This window comes from Sphingomonas sp. (assembly GCF_035944535.1).
Lineage (GTDB): Bacteria > Pseudomonadota > Alphaproteobacteria > Sphingomonadales > Sphingomonadaceae > Sphingomonas_B.
The window spans coordinates 249841-263965 of sequence record NZ_DASZBC010000014.1 but is presented as its reverse complement, the minus strand read 5'-3'; the positions used below and the strand labels follow the sequence as shown (position 1 = coordinate 263965).

Annotated in this window: 20 protein-coding genes; 17 read left to right on the top strand and 3 right to left on the bottom strand. The window is 66.3% G+C overall.

The features are described 5' to 3' along the window. Positions 1-2: 2 nt before the first annotated feature. Both infC and VGT77_RS14355 read right to left on the bottom strand, forming a co-directional pair. On the bottom strand, positions 3-536 hold the full coding sequence (infC, locus tag VGT77_RS14360; protein WP_171130065.1) for a translation initiation factor IF-3: 534 nt from the start codon (positions 534-536) through the stop codon (positions 3-5). Between the two features lie 175 nt (positions 537-711). Further along, positions 712-1713, bottom strand: a complete 1002-nt coding sequence (locus VGT77_RS14355) for an adenosine kinase (protein ID WP_327463758.1) — start codon at positions 1711-1713, stop codon at positions 712-714. Between the two features lie 111 nt (positions 1714-1824). Between VGT77_RS14355 and VGT77_RS14350 the strand changes: the two genes are divergently transcribed. Next, a complete protein-coding gene (locus VGT77_RS14350; protein ID WP_327463756.1) occupies positions 1825-2181 on the top strand; it encodes a hypothetical protein in 357 nt (118 codons plus the stop codon). A 33-nt stretch (positions 2182-2214) separates the two neighbouring features. Here the strand turns inward: VGT77_RS14350 and pyk are convergent, their stop codons facing one another. Then, entirely contained in the window at positions 2215-3675 is a 1461-nt protein-coding gene (pyk, locus tag VGT77_RS14345; protein WP_327463754.1) for a pyruvate kinase, read from the bottom strand. A 72-nt stretch (positions 3676-3747) separates the two neighbouring features. Between pyk and VGT77_RS14340 the strand changes: the two genes are divergently transcribed. The 16 genes from VGT77_RS14340 to VGT77_RS14265 all read left to right on the top strand — a co-directional run bounded on the left by VGT77_RS14340 (position 3748) and on the right by VGT77_RS14265 (position 14057). After that, entirely contained in the window at positions 3748-4047 is a 300-nt protein-coding gene (locus VGT77_RS14340) for a DUF1244 domain-containing protein (protein WP_327463752.1), read from the top strand. A gap of 143 nt (positions 4048-4190) precedes the next feature. Continuing rightward, positions 4191-5525 carry an amidohydrolase family protein gene (locus tag VGT77_RS14335; RefSeq protein ID WP_327463750.1) on the top strand — a complete coding sequence of 445 codons (1335 nt, stop codon included), beginning with the start codon at positions 4191-4193 and terminating at the stop codon, positions 5523-5525. A gap of 64 nt (positions 5526-5589) precedes the next feature. Next, positions 5590-5829 carry a DUF2312 domain-containing protein gene (locus VGT77_RS14330; protein ID WP_171130053.1) on the top strand — a complete coding sequence of 80 codons (240 nt, stop codon included), beginning with the start codon at positions 5590-5592 and terminating at the stop codon, positions 5827-5829. Between the two features lie 11 nt (positions 5830-5840). Further along, positions 5841-6575: a YebC/PmpR family DNA-binding transcriptional regulator gene (locus VGT77_RS14325; RefSeq protein ID WP_327463745.1), complete on the top strand. Its 735-nt coding sequence runs from the start codon at positions 5841-5843 to the stop codon at positions 6573-6575. Beyond that, on the top strand, positions 6572-7069 hold the full coding sequence (gene ruvC / locus VGT77_RS14320) for a crossover junction endodeoxyribonuclease RuvC (protein WP_327464006.1): 498 nt from the start codon (positions 6572-6574) through the stop codon (positions 7067-7069). The genes VGT77_RS14325 and ruvC overlap by 4 nt, the downstream gene beginning before the upstream one ends. Positions 7070-7158: 89 nt before the next feature. Then, entirely contained in the window at positions 7159-7755 is a 597-nt protein-coding gene (gene ruvA / locus VGT77_RS14315) for a Holliday junction branch migration protein RuvA (RefSeq protein WP_327463743.1), read from the top strand. A 24-nt stretch (positions 7756-7779) separates the two neighbouring features. Then, complete coding sequence (locus VGT77_RS14310) at positions 7780-7983, top strand: type II toxin-antitoxin system HicB family antitoxin (protein WP_327463741.1); 204 nt, start codon at positions 7780-7782, stop codon at positions 7981-7983. Continuing rightward, positions 7976-8194 (top strand): type II toxin-antitoxin system HicA family toxin, encoded by a 219-nt coding sequence (locus tag VGT77_RS14305; RefSeq protein ID WP_327463739.1) that lies wholly within the window; start codon positions 7976-7978, stop codon positions 8192-8194. The genes VGT77_RS14310 and VGT77_RS14305 overlap by 8 nt, the downstream gene beginning before the upstream one ends. Then, positions 8191-9210 (top strand): Holliday junction branch migration DNA helicase RuvB, encoded by a 1020-nt coding sequence (ruvB, locus tag VGT77_RS14300; protein WP_327463737.1) that lies wholly within the window; start codon positions 8191-8193, stop codon positions 9208-9210. The genes VGT77_RS14305 and ruvB overlap by 4 nt, the downstream gene beginning before the upstream one ends. A 50-nt stretch (positions 9211-9260) precedes the next feature. After that, a complete protein-coding gene (locus VGT77_RS14295) occupies positions 9261-9710 on the top strand; it encodes a YbgC/FadM family acyl-CoA thioesterase (protein ID WP_327463735.1) in 450 nt (149 codons plus the stop codon). Next, positions 9710-10405, top strand: a complete 696-nt coding sequence (tolQ, locus tag VGT77_RS14290; protein ID WP_327463733.1) for a protein TolQ — start codon at positions 9710-9712, stop codon at positions 10403-10405. Before VGT77_RS14295 ends, tolQ begins: the two co-directional genes overlap by 1 nt. Beyond that, positions 10405-10827: a protein TolR gene (gene tolR, locus VGT77_RS14285; protein ID WP_327463731.1), complete on the top strand. Its 423-nt coding sequence runs from the start codon at positions 10405-10407 to the stop codon at positions 10825-10827. Before tolQ ends, tolR begins: the two co-directional genes overlap by 1 nt. Positions 10828-10918: 91 nt before the next feature. Continuing rightward, positions 10919-11719: a cell envelope biogenesis protein TolA gene (locus VGT77_RS14280; RefSeq protein ID WP_327463729.1), complete on the top strand. Its 801-nt coding sequence runs from the start codon at positions 10919-10921 to the stop codon at positions 11717-11719. After that, positions 11716-13047 carry a Tol-Pal system beta propeller repeat protein TolB gene (gene tolB / locus VGT77_RS14275; protein ID WP_327463728.1) on the top strand — a complete coding sequence of 444 codons (1332 nt, stop codon included), beginning with the start codon at positions 11716-11718 and terminating at the stop codon, positions 13045-13047. The genes VGT77_RS14280 and tolB overlap by 4 nt, the downstream gene beginning before the upstream one ends. A 20-nt stretch (positions 13048-13067) precedes the next feature. Next, the gene (gene pal / locus VGT77_RS14270; RefSeq protein ID WP_327463727.1) at positions 13068-13580 is read left to right on the top strand and encodes a peptidoglycan-associated lipoprotein Pal; all 513 of its coding nucleotides are present in this window, start codon (positions 13068-13070) and stop codon (positions 13578-13580) included. Further along, complete coding sequence (locus VGT77_RS14265; protein ID WP_327463726.1) at positions 13581-14057, top strand: hypothetical protein; 477 nt, start codon at positions 13581-13583, stop codon at positions 14055-14057. Positions 14058-14125: the final 68 nt, after the last annotated feature.

Sequence of the window (14125 nt, the reverse complement as noted above, 5' to 3'; positions counted from 1 at the left end):
GCTTATTTGGGCGCCAGCACCATCAGCATCTGGCGGCCTTCCATGCGCGGATGCGCTTCGACCTTGGCAATCTCCGCCGTCTGCTCGGCAACGCGCTGCAGCACCGCCATGCCGAGCTGGCCATGGCTGAGCTCGCGGCCTCGGAAGCGCATGGTGACCTTCACCTTGTCACCTTCCTCGATGAACTCGACGACCTTCTTCATCTTGGTGTCGTAGTCGTGGTCGTCGATGTTCGGACGCATTTTGATTTCCTTGATCTCCTGCGTCTTCTGCGACTTGCGGGCGAGGTTCGCCTTTTTCTGCGCCTCGTATTTGAACTTGCCGACGTCGAGGAACTTGGCGACCGGCGGGTCGGCATTGGGGGACACTTCGACCAGGTCGAGCCCGACTTCGCGCGCCTGCTCGATCGCTTCGCGCGTGTACATAACGCCGAGGTTCTCGCCTTCGTGGTCGATCACCCGAACCTTCTGGCTCTGAATGAACTCGTTGAAGCGCGGACCGGAAAGCGCGGGGGGCGCCAGCGGGCGCCGCATCATGGGAGGACGTATAAGAATTGCTCCTTGGCAGTGTCGGTCAAAAAAGGCGGCAATCTCATAGCGGCTGAGCGCCGTCCCGAACAGGGGGAACGCTCAGCCGGGACAAATTGCACCGCGCGGCGATGCAGCGCCGCAACAGTCGATATCGTGATCGAGGCGCGTCGGCGCAACCGCCTCAACCGCGCAGGCGCGCTTCCACCAGCGCCTTGATGTCGGCCTGAGGCCGCGGGCCAATATGGGAGATGCACTCGGCCGCGCAGATCGCCCCCATGCGCAGCGACGTTTCCAGGTCGCGACCCTGTGCCTGGCCGGCGAGAAAGCCAGCCGCGAACAGATCGCCGGCGCCGGTTGTGTCGACGACTTTGGCCACCGGTTCGGCAGGCACGCGGGCATGCTCGTCGCCGGCATGTGCCTCAGCGCCGTCGGCGCCATGCGTGCAGACCAAAACCGGCACGCGTGCCGCCAGCGCTTTGACTGCCGCCCCTATGTCGTCCGTCTGCATCATTGCGCGAACTTCATTGTCGTTCGCGAACAGCAGGTCGAGCTCGCCGGCATCGATCAAGGCGAAGAACGCGTCGCGATGCGCCTCGACGACAAAGGTGTCGGACAAGGTCAGTGCCACCTTCCGGCCTGCCGCCCGCGCGATCGCGATCGCCCTCTTCATGGCGGCGCGGGAGTGCTCGGCATTCCAAAGATAGCCTTCCAGATACAGGATGCGCCCGGCCTCGAGCGTCCTTTGGTCGAGCGCTGATTCGGGCAGGTTCTGCGCCGCGCCCAAGAAAGTGTTCATCGTCCGCTGACCGTCCGGCGTGATGAGGATAAGGCAACGTCCGGTCGGCTCCCCGCCCGTGGCTGGCGGGGTCGCGAAGTGGACGCCTAGCGACTGGATGTCGTGCGCGAACACCTGGCCGAGCTGATCATCGGCCGTTTGCCCGATAAAGGCGCAGGGCTGTCCCAGCGCTGCGAGGCCGGCAATGGTGTTTGCAGCGGACCCGCCGGACACTTCCTGGCCCGGCCCCATGCGGGAATAGAGCGCATCGGCCTCGGCGGGGTCGAAGATCAGCTGCATCGATCCTTTGGTCATGCCCTCCGCAGTGATGAAGTCGTCGGTCGACTGCGATAGAATGTCGACGATCGCGTTGCCGATCGCCACGACATCGTAAGCGGCTGAGGTCACTTGGCACTCCTGGAAGGCGGAAGCGGCCCCATAATGCGGATTGCCCGCAGGTCAAACCGTCTCGGCCCGCAGGGCCTTGCTCGTGATCGCCGGCCATGGTCTGCCGCTCGGATGAAAAGATCCGTCGCCATACTCCTTCCCTTCATCGTCTCGGCATGCGCGACCGCGCCGCAAGGCAGCGACCTGCCACAGACGCCGCCCGTCGCCTCGGCCTCGGGGCTGGAGCGCGTGCTCGGCCGTGATGCGCGTGCGTTGGTCGCTCTGTTCGGCGAACCGGAGCTGGACGTGCGCGAGGAGCAGGCGCGCAAGTTGCAGTTTGCCGGGCCGATCTGCGTACTGGACGCCTATCTTTATCCAAAGGGCGGACGCGAGCCGGTCGTCACCTATGTTGATGCCCGCCAGCCAGATGGGCGCGACATTGACCGCGCCAGCTGCGTCGCCGCGCTGGCGGCAGCGCATCGGCGCTAGGCGCCAAGAACCTCGCTCGGCACAAGTACGGTTTCAGTCGGCCTGATGCCGCTTCAGTTCGTCGCCGACGATACGCGCGACGTGCAGCACATTGGTGGAGCCCGGCGTTCCGAACGGCACGCCGGCCATGATGATCACCCGGTCGCCGGCCTTGGCGATGCCATGCCGCAGGGCCATGCGCTTCGACTTGGCAATCATTTCCTCGAATGAGGAGACATCGCGCGTCCGCACCGCATGAACGCCCCAGAGCAGGCCCAGCCGCCGCGCGGTCTCTGCCTTGGGTGTCAGCACCAGCAATGGCACTGACGGCCGCTCGCGGGCGACCCGGCGCGCCGTCGAGCCCGACATAGTGAAACAGATGATGGCGGCCGCGCTGACGGTCTTCGCGATCTCGCCCGCCGCTTCGGCAAGCGCGTCGGCGGTGGTGGGGTCGGGCCGCGTTTCGGTGAAGTGGACGCGTGCCGAATAGCCCGGGTCGCGCTCTACAGCGTTCGCGATCGAGTTCATCATCGCGACCGACTCTTCCGGCCAGTCTCCGGCCGCGCTCTCGGCAGACAGCATCACCGCATCGGCGCCGTCATAGATGGCCGTCGCGACGTCCGACACTTCGGCGCGGGTCGGCGACGGCGACTTGATCATGGATTCGAGCATCTGGGTGGCGACCACCACCGGCCGTCCCATCCGCCGTGCACATTCGACGATCCGCTTCTGCGCCGGCGGCACGTCCTGGGGCGGCAGCTCGACGCCCAGATCGCCGCGAGCGACCATCACCGCGTCGGCGAGTTCCAAAATGCCTTCGAGACGCTCGATGGCGGCCGGCTTCTCGATCTTGGCGAGCAAGGCGGCGCGACCCTGGATCAGCCGCCGCGCCTCCGCGACATCGTCTGGCCGCTGCACGAAGCTCAGCGCCACCCAATCGATGTCGTGATCGAGCGCGAAGGCGAGGTCGGACCGGTCCTTCTCGGTGAGGGCGGCGAGCGGCACCACCACGTCGGGCACGTTCAGGCCCTTATTGTTGCTGAGTACCCCGCCGACCTCGACGCGCGTGACGATCCGGTCATGCCCGGCTTCGGTGACGCGCAGCACCAGCTTGCCGTCGTCGAGCAGCAGCCGCGAACCTTCTTCAAGTGCGACGAACAACTCCCGGTGCGGCAGGCACACCCGCGCGGCATCGCCGGGCGCCTTGTCGCGGTCGAGCACGAACTGCGCGCCGGTCTGCAGGTTCGCACGTCCTTCCGCGAAGCTGCCGACCCGCAGCTTTGGCCCCTGCAGATCGACGAGGATCGTCGTCGGCCGGCCGAGCGCCTTTTCGAGACCGCGGATGTGGGCGATCGTCTCCGCATGGCCGGCCTGAGCGCCATGGCTCATATTGACGCGGAAGGCGTCGGCGCCGGCGCGGAACAGGCGCTCGATCATCTCGGGCGTGTTGCTCGCAGGGCCGAGAGTGGCAAGGATGCGGACCTTACGGGAACGGGGTTCGACGAAGCTCGCCATGATCTCTCGTGCAGCCGTTGGACAGGGGCGCTCTAGCCGCTACGGACAAGGGATCAACCCAAGGAGCGCCTGATGGTCGAATATAGCGACGCCGCGGCCGCCGCCGCCTTCCGCCGGCTGGTGCATCACCTGCAGCAGCGCACCGATGCGCAGAATGTCGACCTGATGGGCCTCGCTGGCTTCTGCCGCAACTGCCTGAGCGACTGGCTGGCGGAGGCGAGCGAGGGTGCGCTGACCAAGGAACAGGGCCGCGAGGCGGTGTACGGCATGCCTTATCCAGAGTGGAAGGAAAAGCATCAGGGTGCGGCTACGCCGGAGCAACTGGCGCGGATGGAGGCGAGCGTCGCTCGAAACCGGGAGTTGGGGCTCTAATTCTTTAACCGGTTTAGCCTGAGCTTGTCGAAGGCTTCCCTTCTTCCTAGGGCGCTGAAAAGAAAGGGAGGGCTTCGGCCGGGTCCCACGAAAATAGTATTTTCGTGGGCGCCCGACTTGCTCAGCCCGAACCGGGAGGGAATATGAGAACTCTTGTCACGTCAGCGCTCGCCCTGTGCTTCGCGGCGACTGCCCTAGCACAGCCGCAGCAACCCGCACCCAAGGTGACCTACATCCAGGCGGGCGCGCTGCTCGCCAGGCCCGGCGAAGCGCCGCGCGGGAACAGCACCATCGTCGTGCGCGGCGGCAAGATCGCCGAAGTGCGCGAGGGCTTCGTCCAGCCCGAAGCAGGGGCCGAACTGGTCGACCTTCGCAACCAATTCGTGCTGCCCGGCCTGATCGACATGCACGTCCATTTCTATTCGACCGGCTATCCGCTGCAGGCGCGGCTGAACGCCACCAGCCGGGACCGAGGCGACGCCTTTGTGGATGCGGTCGGCAATGCGCGCCGGACACTGGACGCCGGCTTCACCACCGTGCGCGACCTGGGCGCCGAGGATCCGCGCGGCGTTCGTGCGCTCCGCGACGCGATCGCGCGCGGCGAAATTGCCGGACCCACCATCGTCAATGCCGGCGAGATGATCTCGGTCACCGCGGGGCACGGCGACGCCAATGGCCTCAAGGAAGAATATGCCCATGCCGACCGGGCGCAATCGACAGCCATCTGCAATGGCGCCGACGATTGCCGCCGCGCGACCCGCGACCAGATCTTCATGGGCGCGGAAGTGATCAAATTCGCGGCGTCCGGCGGCGTCGGCTCCAACATCGCCGGCGGTCTCGAGGCGCAGATGACCCTCGAGGAGATGAAGGCGATCGTCGAGACGGCGCACAGCTTCGGACGGAAGGCGACGGCGCATGCGCATGGCAAGTCCGGCATCGACCTCGCGCTGAAGGCCGGCGTCGATTCAATCGAGCATGGCAGCTATCTCGACGAGGAGACGTTCCGCCTATTCAAGCAGACCGGCGCTTATCTCGTACCGACCATGCATGCGTTCGAAAGCGTGATTCGCCAGGGCCGTGCCGGCGAGCGGCCGCCTGCCTCCGCCGCCAAGGCCGAGCAGGTTGCGCTAGTGGTGAAGGACGCGCATCGCCGCGCCTATGCGAGCGGCATCAAGATCGCGTTCGGCACCGATTCGGGCGTCGGTCCGCACGGCACCAACGCGCTGGAGTTCACCTATATGACCCAGGCCGGCATGCCCGCGGCACGCGCACTCCGCACGGCCACGATCGATGCGGCGACTCTGCTCGGCCAGGCGGACAAGATCGGGACTATCGAGCCGGGCAAGGAAGCGGACATCATCGCTGTCTCCGGCAATCCGATCGAGGACGTGAAGCGGCTGGAGAAGGTCGACTTCGTGATGAAGGACGGGCGTATCCACAAGCTGGGCGGTCAGCGGCAGCCTTTCCCGGCCGAATAGCATTGAGGCAGCGGCGCGTCTGGCCTAGACGCGCCGCTTCACCAGAGCTGGGGACCGAACTTCAATGAGTGACACTGTCGCCGCAGACCAGTTGCGCCTGTTCATCGAGCGCATCGAGCGGCTGGAAGAAGAGAAGAAGGGCATCGCCGACGACGTGAAGGACGTCTATCTGGAGGCGAAGGCGAATGGCTATGACGTCAAGACGATGCGGGCCATCGTTCGCCTCAGGAAGATGGAAAAGAACGCCCGTCAGGAAGCCGACGCGCTGCTGGAGACCTATCGCGCGGCGCTTGGTCTGGAATAAGGAGCGGGTCCATGGCCGGCCATTCCAAATTCAAGAACATCATGCACCGCAAGGGTGCGCAGGATAAGAAGCGCTCCGCCGCCTTCTCCAAGCTCAGCCGCGAAATCACCGTCGCGGCCAAGATGGGCACCCCCGACCCCGACATGAACCCGCGCCTTCGCGCCGCCGTCAATGCGGCCAAGGCCCAGTCCATGCCGAAGGACAATATTCAGCGCGCTATCGACAAGGCGAGCCGGGGTGATGCCGAGGCCTATGAGGAAGTCCGCTACGAGGCCTTCGGCCCCGGCGGCACCTCGCTGATCATCGAGGCACTGACGGACAACCGGAACCGCACCGCGACCAATGTCCGCACCGCTGTCACCAAGAATGGCGGCAACATGGCAACGGTTTCACACGGCTTCGACCGACTAGGCCTGATAACCTACCCCGCGAACGTCGGCGATGCCGACAAGGTGTTTGAGGCAGCGCTGGAGGCCGGCGCCGAGGATGTCGAGTCCGACGCTGACGAGCACCGCATCTGGACGGCGCTCGACTCGCTACACGAAGTGGCGAAGGCGCTGACCGCGACGCTCGGCGAACCGGAAGGCGCGAAGCTCGCCTGGCGGCCGCACATGCAGGTCGGCGTGGCGGAAGACGACGCCAAGCTGCTGTTCAAGATGATCGACACGCTCGATGACGATGACGACGTCCAGACCGTCTGGGGCAATTACGACGTGCCAGACGACGTGATGGAGCGGCTCGGCTGATCGTCCTCGGGCTCGATCCTGGGCTGGGCACCACCGGCTGGGGCGTGATCCGGGCGGAAGGAAGCCGGCTTTCCCATGTCGCGAACGGCCGGATTGCAACCAATGCCAAGCAAGAGCTCGGCGCGCGACTTGTTGAACTCGACCGTGCCCTGACGCAGCTGCTGGCGGAGTTCGAGCCGGCAGCGGCCGCGGTCGAGGAAGTCTTCGTCAACAAGAACCCGCAATCGACGCTAAAGCTGGGTCAGGCGCGTGGCGTGGCGCTGCTCGCGGCGGCTAAGGCAGGCATCGTCGTCGGCGAGTATGCGCCCAGCCTGGTCAAGAAGGCGGTCGTCGGCACTGGAGCGGCGGAAAAGGCGCAGGTCCATGCAATGGTCTCGCGGCTGCTCCCTGGCGTGGAGATCGCGGGATCGGATGCGGCGGATGCGCTTGCGGTGGCGATCTGCCACGTCCATCACCTTGGTTCGGTCCGATCCGACCACACCCGTTCGGGCTGAGCTTGTCGAAGACCTGCTTTTCCTTTCTAAGCAGCACAGAAGAAGAACAGGGTTCGACAAGCTCAGCCCGAACGGAGTGTGGGGCAGGCGTGATAGCCAGACTGACCGGGATCTTGGCGGAGACGGCAGCTGATCACGCAGTGATCGACGTCGGCGGCGTTGGCTATGTCGTGCAGGCCTCGTCGCGCACGCTCTCGCTCATCGGTCCGGTTGGCGGATCTGTGATGATCTTCACCGAAATGCAGGTCCGCGAAGACTCGATGACGCTGTTCGGCTTCGGCTCGGCGGCGGAGCGGGATTGGTTCCGGCTGCTGACCGGCGTGCAGGGCGTCGGCGGCCGCGTGGCCCTCGCCATTCTGTCAGCGCTGTCAGCGGACGAACTGCGCAAGGCGGTCGCGGCCGGCGACAAGGCGATGGTCGCCCGCGCCCAGGGCGTCGGCCCCAAACTCGCAGAACGCATCGTCCGCGAGCTGAAGGACAAGGTCGGCGGTCTGGTGCTTGGCCCGGCAGCCCTCGCCAGCGCACCCGCCACAGGCGCCGCGAACGACGCCGTCTCCGCCCTCACCAACCTCGGCTTTCGCCCCGCCGAAGCGAGCGCTGCCGTCGCAGCCGCCAACGACGAACTGGGCGACGGCGCCAGCCTCAACGCGCTGGTCCGGCTGGCGCTGAAGAAGGCGGCACGTTAGGTTCGAGCTGAAAGGACCAGCCTGATGCAGGTAACAGCAGTGCTAACCCCGGAAGACGGCGGGTTCGTGGCGTATAATCCGGAAACCGGCACGGCCACTCAAGGCGATACAATCGAGGAAGCGCTGGCGAACCTTCGGGAAGCAGTGGAGCTCTACCTCGAGGAGTTTCCACTGAAGCCCGCGGGGCCGCCCATTATTACCATGCTTGACGTCAAGGAGCATGCCTAGACTCCCGCGCCTCTCTGGGCGCGACGTTATCAAGGCGCTCGAGAGGCTCGGCTTTCATCAGACAAGACAGCGGGGCAGCCATGTGGTGATGCGCCGCGGAGAACGAGGTTGCGTGGTCCCCGCCCATAAGGAAGTCCGGCTCGGCACATTGTCAACGATCCTGAACCAGGCCGGAGTTTCGGTCGAAGAACTGCTGGCCGCTCTGAAGTGACCGACGCCGATCGCATCATCGCGCCGGCGCGCAAGCCGGAGGACATCGACGCTGCGCTGCGGCCCAAGCGCCTCGACGAGTTTGTCGGGCAGAAGGCGGCGCGGGAAAATCTGCGCGTGTTCATCGAGGCGGCGCGGGCGCGTGGCGACGCGCTCGACCATGTGCTGTTCTTCGGGCCGCCGGGGCTCGGCAAGACCACTCTCGCGCAGATCGTCGCGCGGGAAATGGGGGTAGGGTTCCGCGCGACATCCGGACCGGTCATTGCCAAGTCGGGCGATCTAGCCGCGCTGCTGACCAATCTGGAGGATGGCGACGTCCTCTTCATCGACGAGATCCACCGGCTGGCGCCTGCGGTCGAGGAAGTGCTCTACCCCGCGATGGAGGACCGCGCCCTCGATCTGATGATCGGCGAGGGCCCCTCGGCGCGGTCGGTCCGAATCGACCTGCCGCGCTTTACGCTGGTCGGCGCGACGACGCGGCAGGGGTTGCTGACGACGCCGCTGCGCGACCGCTTCGGCATCCCGCTGCGGCTGCAATTTTATTCGGTGGAGGAGTTGGAACAGGTGGTGCGCCGCGCGGCCGGGCTCCTTGGTTTAGACATCGCTGACGATGGCGCCCGTGAGATCGCGCGGCGATCGCGTGGCACGCCCCGCATTGCCGGACGGCTGCTGCGCCGGGTGCGCGACTTCGCCAATGTGGCGGGCGAAGGCGTCGTGCATGCCGAAGTCGCCGACAAGGCGCTGAACCGGCTGGAAATCGATCAGCTCGGCCTGGACGCCATGGATCGCCGCTACCTTCATATGATCGCCGACATCTACAAAGGCGGCCCGGTCGGCGTGGAGACGCTCGCCGCCGGTCTGTCGGAACCCCGCGACACGATTGAGGAAGTGATCGAGCCCTATTTGATCCAGCTCGGACTGATCGCGCGTACCGCCCGCGGACGGTGTCTGAACGGACCAGGATGGAAGCATCTCGGCCTCAATCCACCTGCAGGGCAGGACGGATTGTTCGACTAGAAGGGCGAAGCGGGGTTGGACCGGGAGTCCGCTTCCGTTAAGGCGCGCCCATGGAGCCGGAAGACCTTCCGCGCCGGGGCCGGTTCGTCGGCCGCGAACATCGTTTCCCCGTCCGCGTGTTCTTCGAGGACACCGACCTGTCGGGCGTCGTCTACCACGCCAACTTCCTTCGCTACATGGAACGGGCGCGGTCCGACATGCTAGCGATGGCCGGCATCGACCAGCGTCAGGCGTGGGGGGCGGGGCAGGGCGTCTATGTCGTCGCCGATCTGAGCATCCGTTATCGCCGGTCGGCCAAGCTCGACGATGACCTGCTGGTCGTCACCACGCTCAAGAAGGTCGCGACCGCCACCGTCACCATTCATCAGCGAGTCATGTTGGACGGAGAAATCCTGACCGACGCGACGGTGCTTGCGGCGTTCGTCCAGTCGGGCGGCGGCCGCCCCAAGCGCCAGCCGCGGGAATGGCTGACCATCTTCGAAGGCCTGTTGGAGGAATAGTGGATCAGCTTTTCGTGAATGCCGACGCCGCGGCCCTGTCGCCTATCGGCCTGTTTCTGCAGGCGGATTGGGTGGTGAAGCTGGTGATGCTGGGGCTCCTCCTCGCCAGCATCTGGACCTGGGCCATCATCATCGGCTTCGGCATGCGGCTGCGGCGGACGGTCGCCCAGTCCGAGCAATATGAGCGCGATTTCTGGAAGGCGACCGATGTCGACCGCTTCTACGAGCGCAACGGCCAGGACGATGTGCCGATCGCGCGCATCCTCGACGCGGGGCTAAAGGAATGGCGGCGATCGACCGCGGCCAAGAAGGTCGATGCCGAAGGCGTGCGCTCTCGTCTGGCAACACTGATGGCGAGCGCAAGCGCCGCCGAGATCGACCAGCTTTCCGGACGGCTGAACGTGCTCGCCACCGTCGGCAGCGTCGCACCCTTCGTCGGCCTGTTCGGGACCGTCTGGGGCATCATGCGCAGCTTCACCGCCATTGCCGCCGAGCAGAACTCATCCCTGGCCGTGGTGGCGCCCGGCATTGCGGAGGCGCTGTTCGCCACCGCCATCGGCTTGTTTGCCGCCATTCCGGCGGTGATCGCCTATAACCGCTTCAGCCACGGCCTGAACCGGCTGGAGGCAAGGCTGCTGCGCTTTGCCGACAAGTTCCATGCGACCTTGTCCCGCGAACTCGATGGGGAGGCCTGATGGCGGTCAAGCTCCCCTCCGCAAGCCGGGGGCGCGCGCGGGCGCCGATGGCCGAGATCAACGTGACGCCTTTGGTCGACGTGATGCTGGTGCTGCTGATCATCTTCATGGTGACAGCCCCGCTTCTAACGGCAGGCGTGCCGGTGAACCTGCCGCAGTCCAAGGCGGGGGCGCTGAAGCAGGACAAGGAGCCGGTGACGCTTTCGATCGAGAAGACGGGCGAGGTGTACCTCGGAGAAGAGCGGATCGAGCCGGAGCAGCTGGGCGCACGGCTGGAGCGCATTGCGGCAGATGATCCGAGCCAGGTCTTCCTGCGCGCCGACCGGTCGCTGGTCTATGGGCGGGTGATGGCGGTGCTGGGCGAGCTGAACCGCGCCGGGCTGAACAAGGTGGCGCTGGTGAGCGTGGGAGAGGAGAGATGACACCTTCTCTCGTCATTCCCGCGGAAGCGAGAACCCAGCACTTCGGCCCCCTCTGGGTCCCCGCTTTCGCGGGGATAACGAAGGGAGAGTGATGGACCGGGCGGAGAAACTCGGCCTTGGCGCAGCAACCGCAGGACATGTCGTCCTGTTCGGGCTGCTCTCGGTCGGCTTCCTCGCCACGCCCAATCCGAGCAAGATCGAGCGCAATCCGGTCGAGGTGACCTTCGCCGAAGATGTGGGGCTGGAGGCGATGGCGCCGCGCGCCTCCGAACAGCCGCCGGCAACGAGCGTGGCGCCGGAACTCGGCGAGCCGGAACCGGCGCCGCCGCTGCCCTCCCAGGCGCTGCCCGAACCTGCGCCCGCTCCCGCCGAACCGGCTCCTGCCCCGGTGCCTGCACCCAAGCCACAGCCCGTCAAGCCGCCGGTGCGCCAGCAGCAGGTCGCGAAGGCCGCTCCCGCCCGTCCTGCCCCGCCTGCCAGGGCGACTCCCAAGGGTGCCCGGCTGGGTCCGGATTTCCTGAAAGGTCTGACCGAGACCGCGAGCGTCAGCCGGACGGCGCAGGCCTCTGCACCGACCATCGGTCCGCGCGAACAGGCCTCGCTCGCGGCGGAGCTCAAGCGGCAGCTGAAGCCGCATTGGCGTCCGCCGAGCGGAGCCGATGTCGAGAAGCTTCGCGTGGTGATCGAGGCGCGGCTGGCGGAGGATGGCTCCATCATCGGCCAGCCCCGCGTGATCGGGCCGACGGGCGTAACGGCGAGCAATCGTGCGCAGGCCGATCTGTTCGTCGAACGCGCGCTGGCGGCGGTTCGTCGCGCCGCGCCCTATAACTTTCCGAAGCAATATTATGCGGCATGGAGAACGATTCGGCCGCAACTCTATGAAGGGCTATGACGATGTTGTTCGCGTTCGTTCTCCTGGCCGCTCAGGAACAACCGCAGGCGGTTTCGACCGAGCCGCAGGGCGGGTTGAGCGTCGACGTGACCGCATCGGCGGGCGACGATCTAAAGATTGCCGTCCCGGTGCTTGCGACCGACGAGGTGCGCCAGACGGTCGCGGGCGCGACCGACGCGCTCGGGCGGCAGATCGCGGACGTGATCGCGTCCGACCTGCGCGGCAGCGGCCTGTTCCGGCCGATCGGCCCGGCCGGCATTCCGAACGTGACCTTCGCCGAAGCGAACGCGCCGAACTTCGGCATCTGGCCGCAAACGGGGGCTGAGGCGCTGGTCAGCGGCTTCGTGCGTGCCGGCAGCGACGGCCAGCTGACCGTCGGCTGCTATCTCTATGACGTGAACCTCAAGTCCGAGCTGAAGCGCACCGGCTTCGTCGTCGCCCCGCGCGACTGGCGGCGGGCGGCGCACAAATGCGCGGACATGATCTATTCGCGCCTGTCGGGCGAAAGCCCGTTCTTTGACAGCCGTATCGCCTATATCGCCGAGACCGGACCCAAGGACAAACGCGTCAAGCGGTTGGCGATCATGGACTCGGACGGGGCCAATCACCGTTTCCTGACCAACGGCCAGAACCTCGTCCTTACGCCGCGTTTCTCGCCCGACTACAAGTCGATCGTCTATGTGAGCTACCAGCAGCGGCGGCCGCATGTGTTCGTGTACGATATCGGCACCGGGCGGCAGCGGCTGGTGCTGAACAGCGGCGCGCAGGTGATCGCCCCACGCTTCTCGCCCGATGGACGCTGGCTGCTCTTCTCCATGAGCCAGGGCGGCAACACGGACATCTACAAGATGCCAGCGACTGGCGGCGAGCCGACGCGCCTTACCAGCTCGCCCGGCATCGATGTCGGCGGCAGCTTCTCGCCCGACGGTCAGCGGATCGTATTCGAAAGCGATCGCTCGGGATCGCAGCAGCTGTACGTGATGAACGCCGACGGTTCGAACCAGCAAAGGATCAGCTTCGGCGGCGGCTCTTACGGCACGCCCGAGTGGAGCCCGCGCGGCGACCTGATCGCCTTTACCCGCGTCGGCAGCTTCCGCGTCGGCGTGATGTCGCCTTCCGGCGGCGGCGAGCGGCTGCTGACCAATGGCTGGCAGGACGAAAGCCCGACCTGGTCGCCCAATGGCCGCGTGATCCAGTTCTTCCGGAGCACGCCCGGGCGCAGCGGCACGTCCAGCGTCTGGCAGGTCGATCTGACCGGCCGCAACACGCGAAAGATTCCGACGCCGGTCGATGGATCGGACCCGACCTGGGGACCGTTACTCCCCTGAGACCATCAAAGGAGACAATCATGAAACTCAGCCACACCTTGATGGTCGCGACTGCGCTGATCGCCGTCGCCGGCTGCGCGAAGAAGCCGCCCAAGGAACTGCCGCCCGCGCCGGTCGAGACGCCTTCGGCGGAAGTGCCCGTCAACGATCCGAACGCTGGCGCTCCTCAGCCCGGCAGCCAGGCGCATTTCGTCGCCAACATTAGCTCGGACCGAATCTTCTTCGACACCGACCAGTCCGAAGTGGATGCGGAGGACCAGGCCACGCTGCAGAGCCAGGCGGCCTATCTGCGCCAGTATTCGCAGGTGCGGGTCACGATCGAAGGCCATGCGGACGAACGGGGCACGCGCGAATATAATCTGGCGCTGGGCGAGCGGCGGGCGAACGCGGCGAAGAACTATCTGGCCGGCCTTGGCATCGACGCGGGGCGGATCGGCACGATCAGCTATGGCAAGGAACGTCCGGAGGCCACCGGCTCCGATGAGACCAGCTGGGCGCGCAATCGCCGCGCGGTCACGGTGACGGTGCAGTAAGTGCAGGCGCGGCTCGGCTGGACGGCGGCGCTGCTGGCGCTGGGCGCATGCGTGCGGCCGAGCGAAGCGCCGCCGCCACCCGCGCCGGCACCGGCTTCGACGCCCACGCCACCCCCGGCGCCGCCTCCGCTTGAATGGCAGGACCGCCCCTATTCGCCTGGCGACTGGAGCTATGCGGAGCGGGTGGCGCGGTTCGGCGCGGCGGTGGCGCTCCGCTGCGACCCCGGGAGCCGGCGCGTCACCATCGAACTGCCGGGAGCGACGGCGGGGCCGCTGATCGTGCGGACCAGCTATGGCGATACGTCACGCGCGGCGAGCGCCGGCACGGATGCGTTGATCGTTGAGCTGCCAGCGGGCGATCCTGTGCTCGACCAGATCGCTTATAGCCGCGGGCGGTTCATGCTTGCGGCGGGCGGCCGAGAGCTGATCCTGCCGGCATGGGCGGAGGTCGCGCGAGTTGTCGAGGATTGCCGCTGAGCCCCGTCCCGAAGCGGCGCAACCCAACCAGAATCGTCCGAAAAAATATTTCGCGCAAGACTTGATCG